General features: G+C 56.0%; 12 protein-coding genes. 2 read left to right on the forward strand and 10 right to left on the reverse strand.

From position 1 onward, the window contains the following. Positions 1 to 47 precede the first annotated feature (47 nt). From der to ETG88_RS13550, 10 genes are all read right to left on the reverse strand, one after another. The gene (gene der, locus ETG88_RS13500; protein ID WP_100780837.1) at positions 48 to 1,523 is read right to left on the reverse strand and encodes a ribosome biogenesis GTPase Der; all 1,476 of its coding nucleotides are present in this window, start codon (positions 1,521 to 1,523) and stop codon (positions 48 to 50) included. A gap of 110 nt (positions 1,524 to 1,633) precedes the next feature. After that, a complete protein-coding gene (gene bamB / locus ETG88_RS13505; RefSeq protein WP_100779325.1) occupies positions 1,634 to 2,812 on the reverse strand; it encodes an outer membrane protein assembly factor BamB in 1,179 nt (392 codons plus the stop codon). A 10-nt stretch (positions 2,813 to 2,822) separates the two neighbouring features. Beyond that, positions 2,823 to 3,443 (reverse strand): YfgM family protein, encoded by a 621-nt coding sequence (locus ETG88_RS13510; RefSeq protein ID WP_100779324.1) that lies wholly within the window; start codon positions 3,441 to 3,443, stop codon positions 2,823 to 2,825. Between the two features lie 13 nt (positions 3,444 to 3,456). Continuing rightward, positions 3,457 to 4,731 (reverse strand): histidine--tRNA ligase, encoded by a 1,275-nt coding sequence (hisS, locus tag ETG88_RS13515; RefSeq protein ID WP_102104975.1) that lies wholly within the window; start codon positions 4,729 to 4,731, stop codon positions 3,457 to 3,459. Positions 4,732 to 4,811: 80 nt separating this feature from the next. After that, a complete protein-coding gene (gene ispG, locus ETG88_RS13520) occupies positions 4,812 to 5,930 on the reverse strand; it encodes a flavodoxin-dependent (E)-4-hydroxy-3-methylbut-2-enyl-diphosphate synthase (protein ID WP_100779322.1) in 1,119 nt (372 codons plus the stop codon). 26 nt (positions 5,931 to 5,956) lie between these two features. Then, positions 5,957 to 6,967 (reverse strand): cytoskeleton protein RodZ, encoded by a 1,011-nt coding sequence (rodZ, locus tag ETG88_RS13525; RefSeq protein ID WP_102104976.1) that lies wholly within the window; start codon positions 6,965 to 6,967, stop codon positions 5,957 to 5,959. A 298-nt stretch (positions 6,968 to 7,265) separates the two neighbouring features. Then, complete coding sequence (rlmN, locus tag ETG88_RS13535) at positions 7,266 to 8,432, reverse strand: dual-specificity RNA methyltransferase RlmN (RefSeq protein WP_100779320.1); 1,167 nt, start codon at positions 8,430 to 8,432, stop codon at positions 7,266 to 7,268. Between the two features lie 165 nt (positions 8,433 to 8,597). Then, positions 8,598 to 9,029 carry a nucleoside-diphosphate kinase gene (gene ndk / locus ETG88_RS13540; RefSeq protein ID WP_095282894.1) on the reverse strand — a complete coding sequence of 144 codons (432 nt, stop codon included), beginning with the start codon at positions 9,027 to 9,029 and terminating at the stop codon, positions 8,598 to 8,600. 156 nt (positions 9,030 to 9,185) lie between these two features. Continuing rightward, positions 9,186 to 11,510, reverse strand: coding sequence for a peptidoglycan glycosyltransferase PbpC (gene pbpC / locus ETG88_RS13545; protein ID WP_129035574.1), 2,325 nt, complete (start codon positions 11,508 to 11,510; stop codon positions 9,186 to 9,188). Between the two features lies 1 nt (position 11,511). Next, entirely contained in the window at positions 11,512 to 16,461 is a 4,950-nt protein-coding gene (locus ETG88_RS13550) for an alpha-2-macroglobulin family protein (protein WP_129035575.1), read from the reverse strand. Between the two features lie 293 nt (positions 16,462 to 16,754). Between ETG88_RS13550 and ETG88_RS13555 the strand changes: the two genes are divergently transcribed. Then, a complete protein-coding gene (locus ETG88_RS13555; RefSeq protein WP_129035576.1) occupies positions 16,755 to 18,299 on the forward strand; it encodes a PTS transporter subunit EIIC in 1,545 nt (514 codons plus the stop codon). 11 nt (positions 18,300 to 18,310) lie between these two features. Beyond that, complete coding sequence (locus ETG88_RS13560; protein ID WP_129035577.1) at positions 18,311 to 19,678, forward strand: 6-phospho-alpha-glucosidase; 1,368 nt, start codon at positions 18,311 to 18,313, stop codon at positions 19,676 to 19,678. Positions 19,679 to 19,758: the final 80 nt, after the last annotated feature.

Genomic DNA, 19,758 nt, shown 5'->3' on the forward strand with positions numbered 1-19,758 from the left:
AGAACAAAAGGCAAAAAACCCGACTCAGTCGGGTTTTTAGTGTGCAATTATTTGCCTTTCTTGATGTGTTTAATCAAGCGCTTACGCTTACGCATCTGGTTCGGCGTCAGCGTGTTGCGTTTGTTCGCAAACGGGTTATCCCCTTCCTTGAACTGAATACGGATAGGCGTACCCATCACATCCAGCGATTTACGGAAGTAGTTCATCAAATAACGCTTGTAGGAATCCGGCAGATCTTTCACCTGATTACCGTGAATCACCACGATTGGCGGGTTGTAACCACCGGCGTGGGCGTATTTCAGCTTCACGCGACGGCCACGCACCAGCGGCGGCTGATGGTCTTCCGCTGCCATGGTCATGATGCGCGTCAACATGGCGGTGCTTACACGACGGGTGGAACTGTCGTAGGCTTCGCGAACGGATTCGAACAGGTTGCCCACGCCGCTGCCGTGCAGCGCAGAGATGAAGTGCACACGGGCAAAGTCGATGAAGCCCAGACGGAAGTCCAGCATCTCTTTGACTTGCTCACGCACTTCGTTGCTCAGGCCGTCCCATTTGTTGACGACGATAACAAGTGAGCGCCCACTATTGAGGATAAAGCCCAGCAGCGACAGGTCCTGATCGGAGATGCCTTCGCGCGCGTCGATGACCAGCATCACCACGTTCGCATCTTCAATCGCCTGCAGCGTTTTGATAACGGAGAATTTTTCCACTACATCGGTGATTTTCCCGCGCTTACGCACGCCCGCCGTGTCGATCAGCACATATTCGCGCTCGTCACGTTCCATCGGGATGTAAATACTGTCACGCGTCGTGCCCGGCATGTCGTAGACCACCACGCGGTCTTCGCCGAGAATACGGTTGGTCAGTGTGGACTTACCTACGTTCGGACGACCGACGATAGCGAGTTTGATCGGCAGATCCTGCGGATTAAAATCATCCTCAGGTTCTTCTTCTGCGCCCTCTTGATCGGCTTCGAACTGCGCCCAGTATTCAGCGTCTTCGTCCACTTCTTCCGGCGGGTTTACTTCGTCAACCCACGGCAGCAGAACGGTTTCGAGCAGGCTGGTGACACCGCGGCCATGAGACGCGGCAATCGGGTAGATTTCACCGAGGCCCAGGGCCCAGAAATCCGCTACCGCCTGATCGGCATCAATACCGTCAGTTTTGTTCGCCACCAGGAAGGTTGGCTTTTCGCGAGAGCGCAGGTGTTTGGCGATAGCCGTATCGGCAGGCATCAGGCCCGCACGTGCGTCTACCATGAACAGAACAATGTCCGCTTCTTCAATCGCCAGCAGAGATTGCTCTGCCATGCGCGTTTCCACACCGTCTTCTGTACCGTCGATACCACCCGTATCGATACAGATAAACTCGCGACCTTCCACTTCAGCACGACCGTACTTACGGTCACGAGTCAGCCCCGGGAAATCCGCCACCAGCGCATCACGGGTGCGTGTTAAACGGTTAAAAAGAGTGGATTTTCCAACGTTCGGGCGCCCGACAAGCGCGACCACAGGTACCATGTTTGAAGCCTCATAAAATTCAAATAAACGTCGCAGTTGCGGCGTTTTTATAAAAGTCAAAACGGCCCCTGAGTTAACAGGAGCCGTTTATTATACTACAAACGAGACGATTAACGCGTGATCGCGTAGAGCGTACCGTCTTTTGCCTGGATCAGCAGTTTGCCGTCAGCCACAACCGGATCGGTCAGGAAACCAGAGCTGTCGACTTTTTCCTGCGCCACGAAGCGACCCGTTTCCGGATCAATCCAGTGCATATAACCTTCGCTATCGCCTACGACCAGGCTGCCATTGTACAGCGCAGGTGCGGTCAGCAGACGGTGCAGCAGATCGCTCTGCGTCCACAGCGTGACACCGCCGTCGGTGTTCAGCGCCAGCAGACGGTCGTTCTGATCCACCAGGTAGATGCGGTTGCCCTCGACCACGAAATCGTTCACTGAACCCAGCTCACGTTTCCACATAACCTGGCCGCTGCGCAGATCCAGCGCCGTCAGGTTGCCGTTGTAAGCCAGCGCATAAACCACGTTGTCCACGATAACGGGCGTGGTATCGACGTCGCTCAAACGGTCAATTTCAGTCGGACCGGTTGCCTGGGAGATACGCTGCTGCCAGATCATCTGACCCTGCTGCATCAGCACGGCGCTGACGCGACCGTTATCACCGCCCACGATAGCCGCACCAAACGCGGTCGCAGGGGCAGATTCACCGCGCAGAGACAGGGCTGGCATGTCCAGGTTCACAGTCCATTTCACGGCACCGTCAGCTTCGTTCAGCGCCTGCAGCTGGCCGTTGCTGGTATGAATCAGCACCAGGCCGTCGCTCACAACCGGACGAGACAGGGCTTCACCCGCTACGCGAGTTTGCCATGCAATAGAACCGTCGCTGGCGTTCAGCGCATAGACCTGCGCTTTTTCGCTACCGATATAGACATGACCGCCGGAAACGGTCACGCCGCCCGAGAGCAGTGCCGGCGTACGGGAGAACCAACCGTCTTTTTCGGCCAGATTGACCGACCAGACTTCTTTCCCGTCATCGGCGTTGAACGCGCGCACGGTGCCTTTGCGATCAGCCGCATAGACAACGCTATCGGCATACGCCGGATGCAGGTTGGAATAGAAATCACCGATTCCATCACCCACGGAAGAGCTCCACGCGGTTGACGGGGTAAACTGATTTTCAACCGTCGGCAGCGGGGACATTTTTACAACATCTTCTTCGCCACTGAACAGTGAACAGCCACTCAATAACGTAACAGAAAGCAGTCCTGGCAGAAGTAATTTACGCAATTGCATCGGGTCCCTCTCAGACGGACAAATTATTTATTTTCATCTGCATCATTTCGCTCAGCGCAGGTGAGGCGTTACTTTTCACGCCCGCTTCCCACGCGCTGCGCGCGCCTTGTTTGTCGCCTTTGCTCAGCAGAGCTTCACCACGCAGGTCAGCAACGATGGCTGCAAAACCTTCACCTTTGACAGTGTCGAGGGTTTTCAGCGCGTCGTCGGCTTTGTTCTGCTGTACCTGAATACGCGCCAGGCGCAGATTAATCACCGCTTTCAGATTGTCATCGCTGGCTGCTGCGAGACCCTGAGTCAGCTGCGCGGCGGCTTTATCCAGTTCATTTTTATCAACGAACTGCTGAGCCACTTCAAGCGATGCCAGTGCACCGTAAGTATTTTTGTTGTCAGCAGCAAATTTCTCCGCAGCAGCCAACGTTTGCGGCTGATCGGCACGAATTGCGCTCACGGTATTTTCATAGGACAGGGAAGCATCACGCGCGGAATCAGCCTGATGGCTATTCCAGTAACGCCAACCCATCAGCGCGCCCACACCCAAAATCACCCCAACGGCCAGGGCTTTGCCATTTTCGGCAAAGAAGCGTTTAATCGCATCAACCTGGTCGTTTTCGTTCTCGTACATTTCCACGCTGTTCTTCCCCTTAGCCCAGTAAAGTGCGCAAGTGCGCGGCAACGCTATCCTGCGTTACGGTTGTTTGCTCACCAGAGCGCAGGTCTTTTACCACCACTTCGCCAGCAGCCACTTCGGACTCGCCCAGCACCAGTGCGATACTTGCGCCCCATTTATCGGCACGGGCAAACTGCTTTTTGAAGTTGCCACCACCATGGTTAGTCATCAGCTTAACGCCCGGCAGCGCATCGCGCAGACGTTCGGCAAACTGCATTGCCGCAGACTGCGTATCCGCACCTGAGGCCACCAGGTATATATCGACAACGGAATCTGCTTTAAATTCCGGATTAACTGCCTGAACCAGCAAAACAAGTCGTTCAAGACCCATTGCGAAACCAACTGCAGGTGCAGCACGGCCACCCAGCTGTTCCACCAGACCGTCATAACGACCGCCTGCACACACGGTACCCTGAGAACCCAGGCTGGTGGTGACCCACTCAAACACCGTGCGGTTATAGTAATCCAGACCGCGCACCAGACGCTGGTTCACGGTATAAGCAATACCGGCCGCTTCTAGCAGTTTGCACAGGCCAGCGAAGTGCTCGCGAGAATCGTCGTCCAGATAGTCACCCAGCGCCGGGGCATCGTTCAGCAGCGCCTGCACTTCCGGGTTCTTGGAATCCAGAACGCGCAGCGGATTGCTGTACATGCGACGCTGGCAGTCTTCATCCAGCTTATCTTTGTGCTGTTCCAGGAATGCAACTAACGCATCACGGTAGTTCGCGCGCGCTTCCAGGGAGCCAATGGAGTTCAGCTCCAGCGCAACGTGCTGAGAAATCCCCAGCTCACGCCACCAGCGTGCCGTCAGCATGATCAGCTCAGCGTCGATATCCGGACCTTGCAGGCCAAAGACTTCCACACCCAGCTGATTAAACTGACGATAACGGCCTTTTTGCGGGCGTTCGTGGCGGAACATCGGGCCGATATACCACAGACGCTGCTCCTGATTGTACAGGAGACCATGTTCGATGCCGGCGCGTACACAACCTGCCGTACCTTCCGGACGCAGCGTCAGGCTATCGCCGTTGCGGTCTTCAAAGGTATACATCTCTTTTTCAACGACGTCGGTCACTTCGCCGATCGCGCGTTTAAATAACGGGGTCTGCTCTACAATCGGCAAACGGATTTCGCTGTAACCGTAGCTGCCGAGCACCTGTTTCAGAGTGCCTTCAATGCGCTGCCAGATGGCGGTTTCGCCAGGCAGATAATCGTTCATGCCGCGGATGGCTTGAATGTTTTTTGCCACGTTTATTCTCTTTCTATATACAAAAAAAACCCAAAGAATGGGTTCAATCATACATGGGAAGCCTGACGCTTCCCATCACGTTATTTTTCAACTTGCTGAATGCTGATGCGCTGGGCTTCGTCCAGCATCGTCGCTTTTGCGCGGATGCGGGCTTCCAGCTGATCGATCATGTCGTTGTTGTCCAGACGGTCTTTACGGATCCCATCTTCATAGAGGCCGCTTTTCTTGTTGCCGCCGGTCACGCCAAGCGTTGACACCAGCGCTTCACCAGGACCGTTCACCACGCAGCCGATAATAGAGACATCCATCGGCGTAATCAGATCTTCCAGACGCTGCTCCAGCGCGTTGACCGTACCGATAACGTCAAATTCCTGACGCGAACAGGTTGGGCACGCAATGAAGTTGATCCCGCGAGCACGAATACGCAGGGATTTCAGAATGTCGAAACCGACTTTGATCTCTTCCACCGGATCGGCTGCCAGCGATACACGCAGCGTGTCGCCGATCCCTTCGGAAAGCAGCAGCCCAAGGCCGATCGCGGATTTCACAGAACCACTGCGTAAGCCACCGGCTTCGGTGATCCCAAGGTGCAGCGGCTGATCGATTTGCTTCGCCAGCAGGCGATAGGATTCAACGGCCAGGAAAACGTCAGACGCTTTCACACTGACTTTGAACTGATCGAAGTTGAGGCGATCGAGATGATCCACATGGCGCATGGCTGATTCCAGCAGCGCTTGCGGCGTCGGTTCGCCGTATTTTTCCTGCAGATCTTTTTCCAGCGATCCGGCGTTAACGCCGATGCGGATAGGAATATTTTTATCGCGGGCGCAGTCAACGACCGAACGAATACGCTCTTCGCTGCCGATGTTACCTGGGTTGATACGCAGACAATCCACACCATATTCCGCGACTTTAAGCGCGATTCGGTAATCGAAGTGGATATCGGCAACCAGCGGAACATTGACCTGCTGCTTGATGAGTTTGAATGCCTCGGCGGCATCCATGGTCGGCACGGAGACGCGGACAATATCCGCTCCTACGCGCTCTAATGCTTTGATTTGATTGACCGTCGCCTCAACATCCGTGGTACGGGTGTTGGTCATCGACTGAACGGCGATGGGTGCACCATCACCAATCGGCACATTCCCAACGTAAATCCGTTTAGATTTTCTACGTTGAATCGGAGCCTGATTATGCATGAAAAGTCTCCCGCGTTACTCGCCTGTTACTGTGCTGCTGATTGTTCGGCATTAACGGTAAGACGCGCAACCTGGTTAGTTCTGATAAAACGGCTCAGATCGACAGGTTTTCCTTGATACTGGATCTGCACCGCAGCCGGAGCACCGATTTTAAGCTTATACGGAGCCTGACCGGTTAGATTTAATGTGCCATCTTTACGCTGCAGGCCGCTGAACAGTTTTTTACCTGTTGCATCCGTCACTTCCAGCCAGCAGTCGGCAGAGAAGTTCATCACCAGCGCGTTAGGATCGGCAGTGGTTGCCCCTGCGACGCCAGCCTGGTCGGTTGGCAGCGGCTGTGTGGTGTTCGCCGTAGCGGCAGGTGTTGTCGCCGCTGGAGCGTTATCCACATTCGCCTGAGACGGTGCGACAACAGCATTTTGCGCTGTCGTCTGGTCCGGTGTGGTGGCCGGCGCTGGCGTTTGGGCAGGTTCAACAGCCTGAGAATCGGTAGCAGCAGTTTGCGGTTCGCCGGAAGTGGCGCTGCTATCGGTGTTTAACGGCACGCTTTGCGCGCCGTCGTTACCGGAATTGTTTAGCTCGGCAGAGGACTGGTCAGCCATCGTGGTGATCTCTTCCTGCTGCGCTTTGTGGTTTTGCCACCACCATGCGCCCGTCAGACCAATCACCACAAACAGTACCAGCCAGGTAAAGCTCATCAGCCAGCCATCACGTTTTTTGCGACGTTTGCCCAGAGAGAAGGTCTGCATCGGCGCGACTTTCGCCGCACGTACCGGTGCCTGTTTTTCCATCATTGGCAACAGTTCTTCTTCAGGGATATGCACCAGTTTTGCATAAGAGCGGATGTAACCACGCAGAAACGTTGAAGCAAGATCGGCCGGAGCCTTGTCTTCTTCAATATCGCGAACCGTGGAAACCTTCAGGCACAAGCGTTCTGCAACAGCTTGCTGGCTGAGTCCGAGTTGTTCACGGGCATTGCGAAGACGAACGCCCGTGGAGAGTGCTTCATTTTGGTCGTGAGTGGCTTCAGTATTCATTCGCTACAACTACTTACTGGTACGTGTAAATTAGGGTTCAGGCGCCGGTGAGTCACAATGCCACCCGCACCGCGAAACTTCTGGTCATTTAACCTTAGACAGACAGTTAGTATAAGACTGTCCGGCTTTAGTTGACAGTGCAGCGCTACTCATGAGGCTAAACTGTTGTTGCGACGTTACATACTGCCTTAAAGTCGTCTGAAACGCACCGTAATTATTCAGCAATCACAATCTACGTGGCTGAATATTCAGTAAGCTAATGCGTCACGGTACAAACCTGCACCGCGACGCATACTAATCACACAGCTTTGACCTCAATCGCCTCACCCTGCATGCGCTTACGCAGCGTACGCTTAGTACGGTCGATCACATCACCGGCCAGCTGGCCGCAGGCGGCATCGATATCATCACCACGGGTTTTACGCACGATGGTAGTGAAACCATACTCCATCAGTACCTTGGAGAAACGATCGATACGGCTGTTAGAGCTACGGCCATACGGCGCGCCCGGGAACGGGTTCCATGGGATCAGGTTAATCTTGCACGGCGTGTCTTTCAGCAATTCAGCCAGCTGATGCGCATGATCGGTTTCGTCATTCACATGATCCAGCATCACATATTCGATGGTCACGCGGCCCTGGTTGGCGTTGGACTTTTCGAGGTAGCGACGCACGCCCGCGAGGAAGGTTTCGATATTGTACTTTTTGTTGATCGGCACAATTTCGTCACGAATTTCATCGTTCGGTGCATGCAGGGAGATCGCCAGCGCCACGTCAATCATGTCGCCCAGTTTATCCAGCGCAGGCACAACGCCAGAGGTGGAGAGGGTCACGCGACGTTTGGACAAACCAAAGCCGAAGTCATCAAGCATGATTTCCATCGCCGGAACGACGTTTGTCAGGTTCAGCAGTGGCTCGCCCATGCCCATCATCACCACGTTGGTGATAGGACGTGTGCCGGTCACTTTTGCCGCGCCGACGATTTTCGCCGCGCGCCATACCTGGCCGATAATTTCAGACACGCGCAGGTTACGGTTAAAGCCCTGCTGCGCCGTCGAGCAGAATTTGCACTCCAGTGCACAACCAACCTGAGAGGAGACGCACAGAGTCGCGCGATCTTCTTCCGGGATGTACACGGTTTCAACGCGCTGATCGCCAACTGCAATCGCCCATTTGATGGTGCCGTCAGAAGAACGCTGCTCTTCCACCACTTCCGGTGCGCGGATTTCAGCGACTTCTTTGAGTTTGTTACGCAGCACTTTGTTGATGTCAGTCATGTCATCAAAGTTGTCGCTGCAATAGTGGTACATCCATTTCATGACCTGATCGGCACGAAACGGCTTCTCGCCCATCTCTTTGAAAAACTCGCGCATCTGCTGACGGTTCAGATCCAGCAGGTTAATTTTTCCATTTTTATTAGGAACCGCGGCAATGGCGACTTCAGAGGTGTTAACTAGTTCAGACATAATATTTTCCGGCCTCGTTGTTACACGTTATGGCCCGTGGAGGGTTGAAAAGAAACGCCCCGGTGAGCGCTTTGCTCTTCCGGGGCGTTGCATTGTACAAAGTCTGGCGCAGGGATGCCACGTTTGCACGCGACTTTTACCAAATTTATACCCTTCCCTGAGGAATTAGCGGGTACGAGCGCACACTTCGCCTTCGGCGAAGAAGTAAGCGATTTCGCGCGCAGCAGATTCTACAGAGTCGGAACCGTGGGTGCCGTTCTCGGTGAAGCTGTCAGCGTAATCTGCACGCAGAGTGCCAGCCAGTGCGTTAGCCGGGTTAGTTGCACCCAGCAGATCGCGGTGACGCTGTACTGCGTTTTCGCTTTCCAGTACGGAAACCACGATTGGACCGGAGGTCATGAACTCAACCAGGCCGTCGAAGAAAGGTTTGCCGTCGTGCTCAGCGTAGAAACCGCGAGCCTGTTCAACGGTCAGATGCAGCATTTTGGTGCCAACGATTTTGAACCCTGCAGATTCAAAGCGAGCAAAGATGCTGCCAATAACGTTTTTTGCCACCGCGTTTGGTTTGATGATGGAAAAAGTACGTTCAATAGCCATGATAACCTCTGTGTTATGTTCTGTTGTTTTGCATACATCTGTATAAGATGGCGCGGATTATAGAGAGCAAAAACGCCATTGCCTATGGTTCGACGTAACATTTTTTTAAAATAAGACGAGTTTTAGCAACAGCTCACATCCCGGATGGGTTTTTCGCTACTGCAGGGTGAAATTGACCGTAGCGACTTGCCCCGTCTCATCCATTACCAGTAACTGATAATCCCCTGCTTTATCAAGCTGTAAAGTGTAAGCGCGCCCTTTCACATTCAGCGGTTCGCCATTGAGGAACCACCAGCGCTCACTGTCGCTACCAATTGCCTGTAGCGGCAGCGATACGCGCGACTCACCGGGCAGGCGTTTGATCAATGCCCCCTCACGCACGCCGGAGAGCATCAACGGCGCAGGGGAATCTTGCGCCAGCGGAGGACAGGTGGTTGACGGTGCCGGAACGCGTACCGCCCGGCGTTCAGAAGCGGGAAGCCAGGGTTCAAGCGGTAGCGGCCAAACGTCGAGGATTTTCTCCTGCGCGCCGGGGCAATCAGCCGCGACGCGTTTGCTCTGGTTATCCAGCCAGACCGGGAAGCGGATCCCGCGAATCCCCTCTTGCTCTGGCAATAACAGCGTGGGCGGCTGACTGCCGTCAAGCAACCAGGTCGCGAGCCTGCGACGGCAGTTCTCACTCCCTTCAGGCAGGGATTGCCCGCCGGGCCAGCAGATCACACCGCGACTGACCGAAGCCGGGCGCGGATCGCGCGGCAAGCGCCCTTCATCCACCGTTGAACTCGACTGCAGCATGTTGTTGACCTGGTTCAGCAATGGCACGGCGCTGGCGAATCCAAACTGCCCGGCAACGGATGTCCCGTCCGGGCGTCCGGTCCAGATCCCAATGATGTAGCGCGCATTCAGGCCAATGGCCCAGGCATCACGATAGCCATAGCTGGTACCGGTTTTCCACGCCAGCGGTGCAACCTGCGGCAGTGCGCTATCCGGCAGCGGCTGCGCTTCGTTGCCTAAAATTCGGCGAATGATCCACGCCGAGCCAGGCGAGAGCAGCGGACGCTCAATCAACGGATCGCCCGGCTGCAGGCGTAACCGACCCGCTTTCCCTTGACGGGCAAAGGCGCTGTAAGCGGCGGTAATGTCTGAGAGCCGCGCCCCCGCACCGCCCAGGATCAGCGATAAATTAGGCTGCGCGCCAGGCGGAAGGATCAGGCGTAAACCAACATTGCTGAGCATTCCGGTGAAACGTTTTGGGCCATACGCCTCCAGCACTTGCACGGCGGGAAGGTTCAGCGAGCGCACCAGCGCCTCGCTCATGCTGATCGGGCCGTGAAAACCACTGTCGAAGTTACCCGGTCGGTAATCTCCCGTGCGCCGCGGAACATCCTGTAACAAAGAGGCGGGATGGATCAGGCCTTCATCGAGTGCCATTCCGTAGACAAAGGGTTTTAGCACCGATCCCGGCGATCGGATCGCGCTCACCATATCGACATGACTAAAACGACTGTCGTCATTGATATCCACTGAGCCAACCCAACCGCGTACTTTCATCGTAGTGTGATCAACAACGATCATCGCCAGTGAGCTACGCGGCGGAAGCCGGGATTTCCAGTTCATCGCCAGCTCTTCCATCTGACGTTGCAGCGAAGCATCCAGCGTAGTGACAATTTTGTTGTCGCGACTTTTACTCAGCATCATGCGGGAAAATAGCGGAGCCAGCTGTGGCATTTGCCGGGGGGCAAGCCAGACCGGCTCTTCACGCGACTCTTTAACCTGCTGCGCACTCCAGACGCCCTGCGTCACCATGCGCTCGAGCACTTTATTACGCGCGGCCTCCGCGCGCTCTGGCCAGCGGTCCGGACGCAGACGGCTCGGTGCCTGAGGAAGAACGGCCAGCAACGCAGCCTCTGAGTAGCTTAACTGCGCCGGTGATTTCCCGAGATAGGCCCAGCTGGCCGCACCGACGCCCTGTAACGTCCCCCCAAAGGGCGCACGGTTGAGATAGAGCGTGAGGATCTCGCGTTTTGACAGGTGCCATTCGAGCTGCATCGCCCGCCATAGCTGACGCACTTTACCGCCAAAAGTACGTGGATGCGGATCAAGCAGTCGTGCCACCTGCATGGTAAGGGTACTGCCGCCCGAAACCACTTTACCGGAACTCAGATCCTGCCAGGCCGCACGTAAAACGGAGAACGGATTAACGCCGGGATGATCCCAGAACCAGCGATCTTCATACTGGATCAGGGCTTCAAGGTAGCGCGGAGAGACATCTTCAATGGTGACCGGATAGCGCCAGATCCCGTCGCTATCGGCAAAACGCCAGAGGGGTGTACCTTTCTCATCGACCACCACCCGTGCAGGGTTGACCTCTTTTAAAGGCAACGGCCACAGGCGATCGGCGACAACAATCAGCGCCCATACAATAAGAATCGCTCCCGCCAGCCAAAGCCAACGGGAGCGAATGAGTCGAGATAACGTCACCTTACGGAACAACAATCAGCGGGCCGCTTGCTGCGCCCGTTGCCCGCCACTGCGGAACATACATAGATTCCACCATCGGTACCGGAACCTGATACGTTCCCGGTGTAACGGCACGAGCCAGATACACCAGCGTCACAGGCTGCCCTTCGTTCACGGGCACCGCAGCAACAAAGCGATCGTCGCGGAACTCCATATGCTGAATGTCCGCCTGTTGCATCTGGTTGAGCAGATTCTGCACTTCGCTGCCGCTATCCTGAAGGCTGGCGCTGCTGCTGGCCAGGTTCTGGTTTTCCAGCTCAAGCCCTGCCGGAAGTAAATCGACCACCAGCGCATCCGGGACATTCTGATTTGCCTTCACTTCCAGCCACACCAGCACCAGTTCACCGCTTTTCAGAGAAGAGAGCGATTTGCTGCTGCCATCGGTTGCGAGAATATGACGCTCGATTTGCAGAACGTTGGACGATGGCTCTGGGGCATAATCCGGATAGCCCGTGCTGTCGAGACGGACCCACAGCGGCGTGGTGCCACTGTTGGTGACCTGCAATGCGCCCAACTGATCGCCACTCACATTTTGTGTCTGAGCCTTATCGCCGCTCAGCGCTTTATCCGAGAGGCTGGTGGTTGCCTGCCAGGTGCCTGAAAGTGTCGGCAATAGACGACCGGCCAGGAACAGCGCGTTGCTTTCCTGTGTTGAGAGCCAGCGCTGGCTGAACGCCTGCTGAGACAACGTATTCAGCAGCGTGTTCTGCGCATCCGGCAGCAGTTTGTACTCTTCCAGCAGGGAGAGCATCAGAGCGTTGTCACGCAGCTGGCTGCCGTAATCCGCCATCCAGTTTTTGCTGTCACTCCGCGAGGTTTTCAAGGCCAGATCCAGCGCCTGCTGGCTGCGTGGCGCATCACCCATCAGTTTCAGCGCCATCCCCAGCTGCATCAACGGCAGACCCGAACCGGTCTGCGCACGACGCTCCCAGATTTCACGCAGTGCACCCAGCGGTGCTTTTTGCTGGCGGGCCAACACCAATGCCGCATAGGCCTGAACTGCAAATTTACTCGCCTGCGTATCATCGCTGTAGCGAATAGACATCATGCCAGGATCCTGCAGATAGCGCAGAAGACGGTTGTTGGCATTGTTCACCGCCTCGGCCGGAACGCTGTAACCCTGCTCACCCGCACGGACCAGGAAATCGGTGACGTAGGCCGTCAGCCAATACTCTTCCGGGCCATTTTTATCCCAAAGGGCAAAACCACCGTCATCACGCTGCATTTGCAGCAAACGGGAGATGCCGATATCAATGGCCGCACGGCGTTTGTCATCCGTATCGCCTTTGATGCCGAGCGCAGTCAGCTGCGCCGCGTTGGTATAGAGCGACGGGAACAGGCCGCTTGCGGTTTGTTCCAGGCAACCGTATGGATAGGCCTGCAATTCGCGGATATAACGCGCCAGGTTCAGCGGTGGTTTACCGCTGAGCAGCAGTTGACCTTGCAGGGTAGCCGGTGAGAATCCCGTGATGTGCTGAGCCGGTGCCGTCCAGCTTTCGCCTGGGTTTAGCATGGTTCCCGTATTCACCGTCTGTGCCGGGAACGCCGGACGCACGCCAATTTTCCAGCTCTTGTTCTGCGGTGCGAAGGTTTCTCCTGGCAACTGAAGGCCAGTCACCTGCGCGGTGATTTCACCGTCACCGTAACCGTCCAGGGCTCTCACCGGAACAAACAGCGTGGTTCGCGTGCCCGGTTCAAGCTGAACGGGCTGCGGTTGTGCGCCTTCAAGCGCCATCAATCCCGATGCGCTCAACGCGACGTTCAGGGTCTGCGGTTTGTCGGTGAGGTTAGTCAGATCCAGCGTCAGCCTTGTTGAGTCACCACTGGCCAGGAAGCGTGGCGTGTTGAGTTCGGTAATCACCGGCGCCGCAACAATCACTTTGCCCTCGCTGCTACCAAAATCATCCGCCGTCCAGGCCTGCGCCATGACGCGCAGCTCGCCGTTGAAGTCGCCAATCGGCAGAGTAATCGTCCCTTCGCCATTGGCATCCAGCGCCACAGGCTGCGCCTGCTGGGCAATAATGGTGACATGATTCACCGGCGGTTTACCGCCGCGTTTCAGCTCATCGCCGTCACCACCAAAGCGCAGTGCCGCCATCCTTCCCTGCCCTTCAATCACCTGACCGTAAATGTCGTAGATATCCGCGCCGTAACGCTTCTGGCCAAAGAACGCTTCCCATGGATCGGGCGTGACATAATCGGTAATGTTCAGTACGCCGCTATCGACAGCGGACACCAGCACGTTCACTTTCTGTGGCACGCTGCCGTCTTTCACGCTGGCTTTGACCTTCACTGACAGCGACTGATTCGGGCGAATTTTCTGCGGTGTATCCAGGGCCAGTGTCAGTCGACGATTTTCATCGCCCATCGGCAGATGCAGAATGCCCACCGCGCGTTTCGGCGTGGCGGATTTGGATTTATCTCCCGGACGTACCACCAGGGTGCTGAGGTAAAGATCGTGACGCTTCCAGGCTTTATCGACCGGAATGGAGAGATCCAGCCCGTTCGCCGGGACGTCGATCTCTTTCCACCACAGCGGTCCTTCGCTGGATTCGATCATTGCGTAGCCTTTACCCGCTGCCGGTGCTGCAACATGCAGTTTAATGGTGTCACCTGGCTGATAAGCGGGTTTATCGAGTTTCAGCATGACGCGGTCAGGGCGCGCGGCCCCGGTGCCGTCACTGTTATCCTGCCAGCTGTAACCGGCCCAGAAACGCACGCTGCTGACCATATCGTCAGGGGCTTTGACTTCCAGACGGTAAGAGCCCCACTCAACGGGGAAGGTCACTTTGCCCGTTTCGTCGGCCTTGAGCGTCAGTGCCTGCTCGCCCTCCACCAGATCTTTCTGATCGAACTGAGACAACCAGCCGTCGCTTTCAGACCAGTTCCAGTAGTAGTCGCGGCGCTCGCGGATCAGGCGCACCTGAAGATCCGATACGGCTTTTTTCGCGCCGCTGGCGTCGGCATAAACAATGTCAAAACTGGCGTTACCATTTTCATCTACAATCGGCTGGTTCACCGTGGTGTCAGTGCGATAGTCATACACCGCTTTGCTGGCGAACTGAGGGCGGATACCCGGCAGCGCAGCAGCAGGCCAGATGGCCTGTTCTGCACGGCGCGTGATCGGCCTACCGCCAGACTCCAGCAGGCTGGCCTGCAGAATCAACTGCAGCGGAGAGTGCACCTCTTTCCACTGGCTTTCCGTGGCAACCTGACCACGCCCCTGCTCGTTCAGCGTCAATTGCACTTCATCGAGGCTGCGGCTGAGATTCTCTTCCGCAATATCACCGAACTGGAATCCCGGCAACGCGCTGACCGCTTCACGCAGCGGACGCAGGAAAAGCTGGCCCTGCAGACTGTTGCCGTTAGCCGGTGCGCCGTACAGGTAGTAGCCGACAACGTCGAAATTGACCTCATCCTGTACCGAAACCGGCGTTTTCTGCCCGGTCAGATTCAGTGCCATACGTTCTGGCATGAAATCTTCGACGTGGAAATCCCACAAACGCTGCTGATTGTCGCCCGTATTCGCGCGCACATGCCACATGCCGGTCTGCGCGCCGCTTTCCAGTGGATAGTTGAAGCGATAAAGACCATTTTCAGGCTGGCTGACGACGGTTCGCGCCACCTGCCCATCCGGGCGCAGCACTTCCAGCTTCACAGGCTGATCGGCCAGCGGTTTGCCGTCGCTGTCGCGCAGCAGACCGTTGAGGATCACGGTCTCCCCGGGACGATAGAGATCGCGCGGGCCAAACATAAAGAACTGCTTGCTATAACCAGGCCCGCCTGCGATATCAAATTCCGCCAGGTCCAGCGCCGGGAGTTTAAGATCCAGTAGCGTCGTCTGGCCGTCTTTACGGGCCAGAATCAGCGCCGCCTCTTTGTCCGTTTCGAGTTTTGCATGGCCGTCGCCATCGCTGGTGCCCTGCGCCAGCGTCTGGCCTTTGTCATTCAGCAGCAGGACTTCAACACCGGACTGTGCCGCGCCGTTCTCTAAGCTCTGAGTGAAGATATCGAGACGATTGTGATAGCGGTGCGCAGACAAGCCCACGTCACTGAGGGTGAAGAGCGTGGCAGCATTGCTGTAGTTGTAATGCCCCGCCTGATTCATCACCGCGATATAGACGCCGGACTGCTGCAACGGTTTGATATCGCGCAGCGGCAGCAGCAGTTTTTCGCGGGTATTGCGCGCCGGATTGAGATCGAAACGCCCGGTATAGACCAGCTCGGCCATCTTAAGCAGATTATCCGATTCCCAGTTGCTCAGGGAGTTACGGTACTCCCACTGGCTCACAAATGAGGCCAGCGATTCCGGCTTCACGCGGTAGAAGTTTACATCCACGTTGTTGACGTTCAGCGCCATCACTGGCAGGCCTTCGACCACTTTACCCGGCAGAAGCGAGCCCCGGCTGGCAAAGCCGACAGTCGGTTCAATATCCCGAGTGGTGATCGCCTTTTCGTAGTCGATGCCAAAGGTCGCTTTGTTCAACGCCTGCAGATCGCGCTCCACGGTGACCACCAGATTGCGATTCGGCTCCAGATGGCGCAGACGCAGCTCTTTCAGATTTGGCGCGAGCTCCCAGGCACCGTCCACTTTGCCGCTCTTTTTATCGACGACGTGAACCGTGCGGGCAAAATCCTGATCGGGGTTAAGTGGAACTGAAAACGTCAGAACCAGAGTGGATGCGCCATCGAGCTGAACTTCTGAGGCATCGAGCAGCGTGAGCGCTTTACCCTCACTCTGCGCGGCGAGTTTCGCGAGCTTATCCGCATCCGGTTTGGCGGGCGCTTCTGATGTGGTGGTGGAAGCCGCGGGTGCGGCCGCCTGAGGTTTATCTTCGTTGTTATCGCAACCAACGAGTGTAAACGTGGTGAGAAGCGCGAGCGAAAGCGCAGCTAAGCGAAACGGTGTCATCCTTTATCCCTGGTCCGTGGAGCCTGTTAGTCGTCATCCGAATAAGTATTATCCGCAAGTTTCACGAATACAAAAGTCCAATCTTAGAATCTGGAAAGCGCCTCGCAGATTGCTCCCGACTCTCCTGCGGCTGCGATACCGATCATCGTTCAGATCACAGTGCTAAAGGTTACATGTAACCTTTAGCGTCATTTGTTTTTAAAACAATAAGATAGCTAGATATCCAGACAGATCACCTGCTAGTTTACATCTTAGACGCACGCTGAGTGCGCGGTTCACTAAGAGAGATAGCCATGAAACGAGCCGTGAACGCCCTACAAAATTTCGGAAAATCACTTTACGGACCGGTACTTATCTTACCGATTGTCGGGCTGTTTATCGCCTTCGGCAACGTGCTGGGTAACGGTAATCTTGCCGAGTATGTGCCGTTTCTCGGCCATCCTCTGATTCAACACATTGGCCAGCTGATTGCTAAATCTGCGGTCTCGGTGCTGGTCAATCTTGCGCTGGTCTTTGCAGTGGGCATTCCTGTTGGCCTCGCCACGCGGGACAAAGGTTACGCGGTGCTTATCGGTCTGGTGACTTTTGTGGTGTTTATCAACGCCATGAATGTGACGCTCCAGCTACAAGGGCATCTCGCCCCCGCCGATCAGATGAAAGCCGCCGGACAGAGCATGGTATTAGGCGTGCAGGTTCTGGAGATGGGCGTTTTCGCCGGTATTCTGACCGGTGCCCTGTCGGGATATCTGTACAACAAATACTCTGGCGTACAGTTTAATGGCGCTATGGCGATCTACTCCGGGCACTGTTTCGTGGCGATTATCATGCTGCCCGTGTCGATGCTGCTTGGCGTGGTGATGAGCGAGCTGTGGCCCTTTGCCCAGCATGGCATTAGCGCCATGGCATTAGCCATTAAAGGTTCTGGTCCGTTTGGCGTGGCAATTTACGGTTTCCTTGAGCGCATTCTGGTGCCAACCGGCCTGCATCACCTGGTCTATACGCCGTTCCTGTACACCGAACTAGGCGGGACGCAGGAGGTGTGCGGCACCGTCTATCAGGGCGCACGGAACATCTACTTCGCCGAAATGGCCTGCCCGGAAGTGAAACAGCTCAGCAGCACGGTCGTGTGGGATGCACGCGGAATAAGCAAAATGTTCGGCCTGCCTGCCGCGGCGCTGGCGATGTATATGACCGCCCGACCGGAGCGCAAAGCGCTGGCGAAAGCCATCCTGATCCCAGCGGCGCTAACCTCGCTGCTGGTCGGCGTAACCGAACCGCTCGAATTCTCCTTCCTGTTTGTCGCCCCGCTGCTGTTTGTGGTGCACGCGGTGCTGACCGGGATTGGCATGATGCTGTTCTATCTGTTTGGCGTTCATGCCATCGGCGCCAACGGCATTATCGATTTCATTCTCTACAACCTGCCGCTGGGCACGGAGAAGTCCAACTGGCCGATGTATATCGTCGTCGGGCTGATTATGTTCGCGCTCTATTTCATCGTGTTCCGCTTCCTGATCCTGCGTTTTAACATGAAAACGCCGGGCCGTGAGGACGACGAACAGGAAACTCGTCTGTACAGCAAGCAGGAGTATCAGGCGAAAGGCAGCAACGACGGGCTGGGCGAGTCCATCGTGGTCGGTCTCGGCGGGCGAGAAAATATTGAAGTGGTGGATAACTGCTACACCCGACTGCGCGTCACCGTGAAAGATGTCGACATCATCGATGAGCCACGGCTCAAGGCGACGGGTGCAAAAGGAATTATCAAACAAGGTAACAACGTTCAGGTGGTCTACGGGCTGCACGTCAAAAAAATGCGAGAAGCCGTTGAGACGTTTCTCTGAAGGAGCCAAACATGTTTAAACCTCCCTTTATTCTCTCCATTGCCGGTGGTGGCAGCACTTACACACCCGGCATTGTGAAAAGCCTGATGGTCCAGCTGCAGGATTTCCCGCTGGCAGAAATCCGCCTCTACGACATCGACGCCGCGCGCCAGGACACCATCGCACCCGTGGTCGAGAAAGTGATTCGCGACCACAGCCAGAGCATTAAATTCACCGTGACGCACGACCCGGAAGTGGCCTTCAGTGGTGCCCATTTTGTGTTCGCCCAGATGCGCGTTGGTCAGTATAAAATGCGCGAGCAGGACGAGAAGATCCCCCTGCGCCACGGCGTCGTCGGTCAGGAAACCTGCGGCCCTGGCGGGCTGGCATACGGGCTACGCACAATTCTGCCGATGGTCGAACTGATCGATCTGGTAGAGCGATACGCACACGAGAAAGCGTGGATCGTGAACTACTCCAACCCGGCGGCAATTGTGGCTGAGGGCGTACGCCGCCTGCGCCCGAACGCCCGCGTGCTGAACATCTGCGATATGCCGGTGGCAGCGATGCGAAATATGGGCGCGATTCTGGGCGTCGATCGTCACAAGCTGGAAGTGGACTATTTCGGCCTGAACCACTTCGGCTGGTTTACTCGTGTGCTGGTCGATGGCGTGGACAGATTGCCGGAGCTGCGCCGCCATATCGCAAAATATGGTCTGCTGACGGAAGATGCAGCCAAAACCGACCCGCAGCACTCAGATCCCTCATGGGTGAAAACCTGGCGCAACATTAAGCCGATCATGGATAACTTCCCGGAATATCTGCCGAACCCGTATCTGCAGTATTACCTGATGCCAAATCAGATTGTTGAGCATCAAAACCCGGATTATACCCGTGCCAACGAAGTGATGAACGGGCGCGAGAAAAAGCTGTTTGCCGCCGCCGAAGCGTATAAGCGTACCGGGATTTTGTCCGATGCCTTCCACGTCGGCGTGCATGGCGAGTTTATTGTCGATGTGGCCCGTTCGCTGGCGTTCAACCTGCGTCAGCGCCATCTGGTGATGGTCGAAAACCGAGGGGCGATCACCAACCTGCCTTACGACGCGGTAGTGGAAGTCCCGGCCTATATCACCTCCGAAGGGCCTGAGCCGATCCGCGTGGGCCAGGTGCCACTGTTCCATCAGACGTTGCTGCAACAACAGCTCGCCTCTGAGCAACTGCTGGTGGAAGCGACCATCGAAGGCAGCTACGAAAAGGCGCTGCAGGCATTCACCCTGAACCGCACCGTGCCGACGATGGAACATGCAAAAGCCATTCTCGATGAGATGATCGAGGCCAACCGCGACTACTGGCCCGCGCTGCAAAAAGCCTGGCAGGACGGCGAAGCGGTGAAAAAATAGGGGGTTGCTCGCGAGTTGAACGTGGTTTGCTTGTCGGTGTCAGATAAAACACCGACAATCCTTTTTTAAGGAAAAAATGG

Origin of the sequence: Lelliottia nimipressuralis (assembly GCF_004115925.1) — a bacterium.
Taxonomy (GTDB): Bacteria; Pseudomonadota; Gammaproteobacteria; order Enterobacterales; family Enterobacteriaceae; genus Enterobacter; species Enterobacter nimipressuralis.

Coding starts and splice junctions, on each gene's coding strand:
- der (WP_100780837.1), bottom strand. CDS start 1,523: ATGGTACCTGTGGTCGCGCTTGTCGGGCGCCCGAACGTTGGAAAATCC.
- bamB (WP_100779325.1), bottom strand. CDS start 2,812: ATGCAATTGCGTAAATTACTTCTGCCAGGACTGCTTTCTGTTACGTTA.
- ispG (WP_100779322.1), bottom strand. CDS start 5,930: ATGCATAATCAGGCTCCGATTCAACGTAGAAAATCTAAACGGATTTAC.
- rodZ (WP_102104976.1), bottom strand. CDS start 6,967: ATGAATACTGAAGCCACTCACGACCAAAATGAAGCACTCTCCACGGGC.
- rlmN (WP_100779320.1), bottom strand. CDS start 8,432: ATGTCTGAACTAGTTAACACCTCTGAAGTCGCCATTGCCGCGGTTCCT.
- ndk (WP_095282894.1), bottom strand. CDS start 9,029: ATGGCTATTGAACGTACTTTTTCCATCATCAAACCAAACGCGGTGGCA.
- ETG88_RS13550 (WP_129035575.1), bottom strand. CDS start 16,461: ATGACACCGTTTCGCTTAGCTGCGCTTTCGCTCGCGCTTCTCACCACG.
- ETG88_RS13555 (WP_129035576.1), top strand. CDS start 16,755: ATGAAACGAGCCGTGAACGCCCTACAAAATTTCGGAAAATCACTTTAC.
- ETG88_RS13560 (WP_129035577.1), top strand. CDS start 18,311: ATGTTTAAACCTCCCTTTATTCTCTCCATTGCCGGTGGTGGCAGCACT.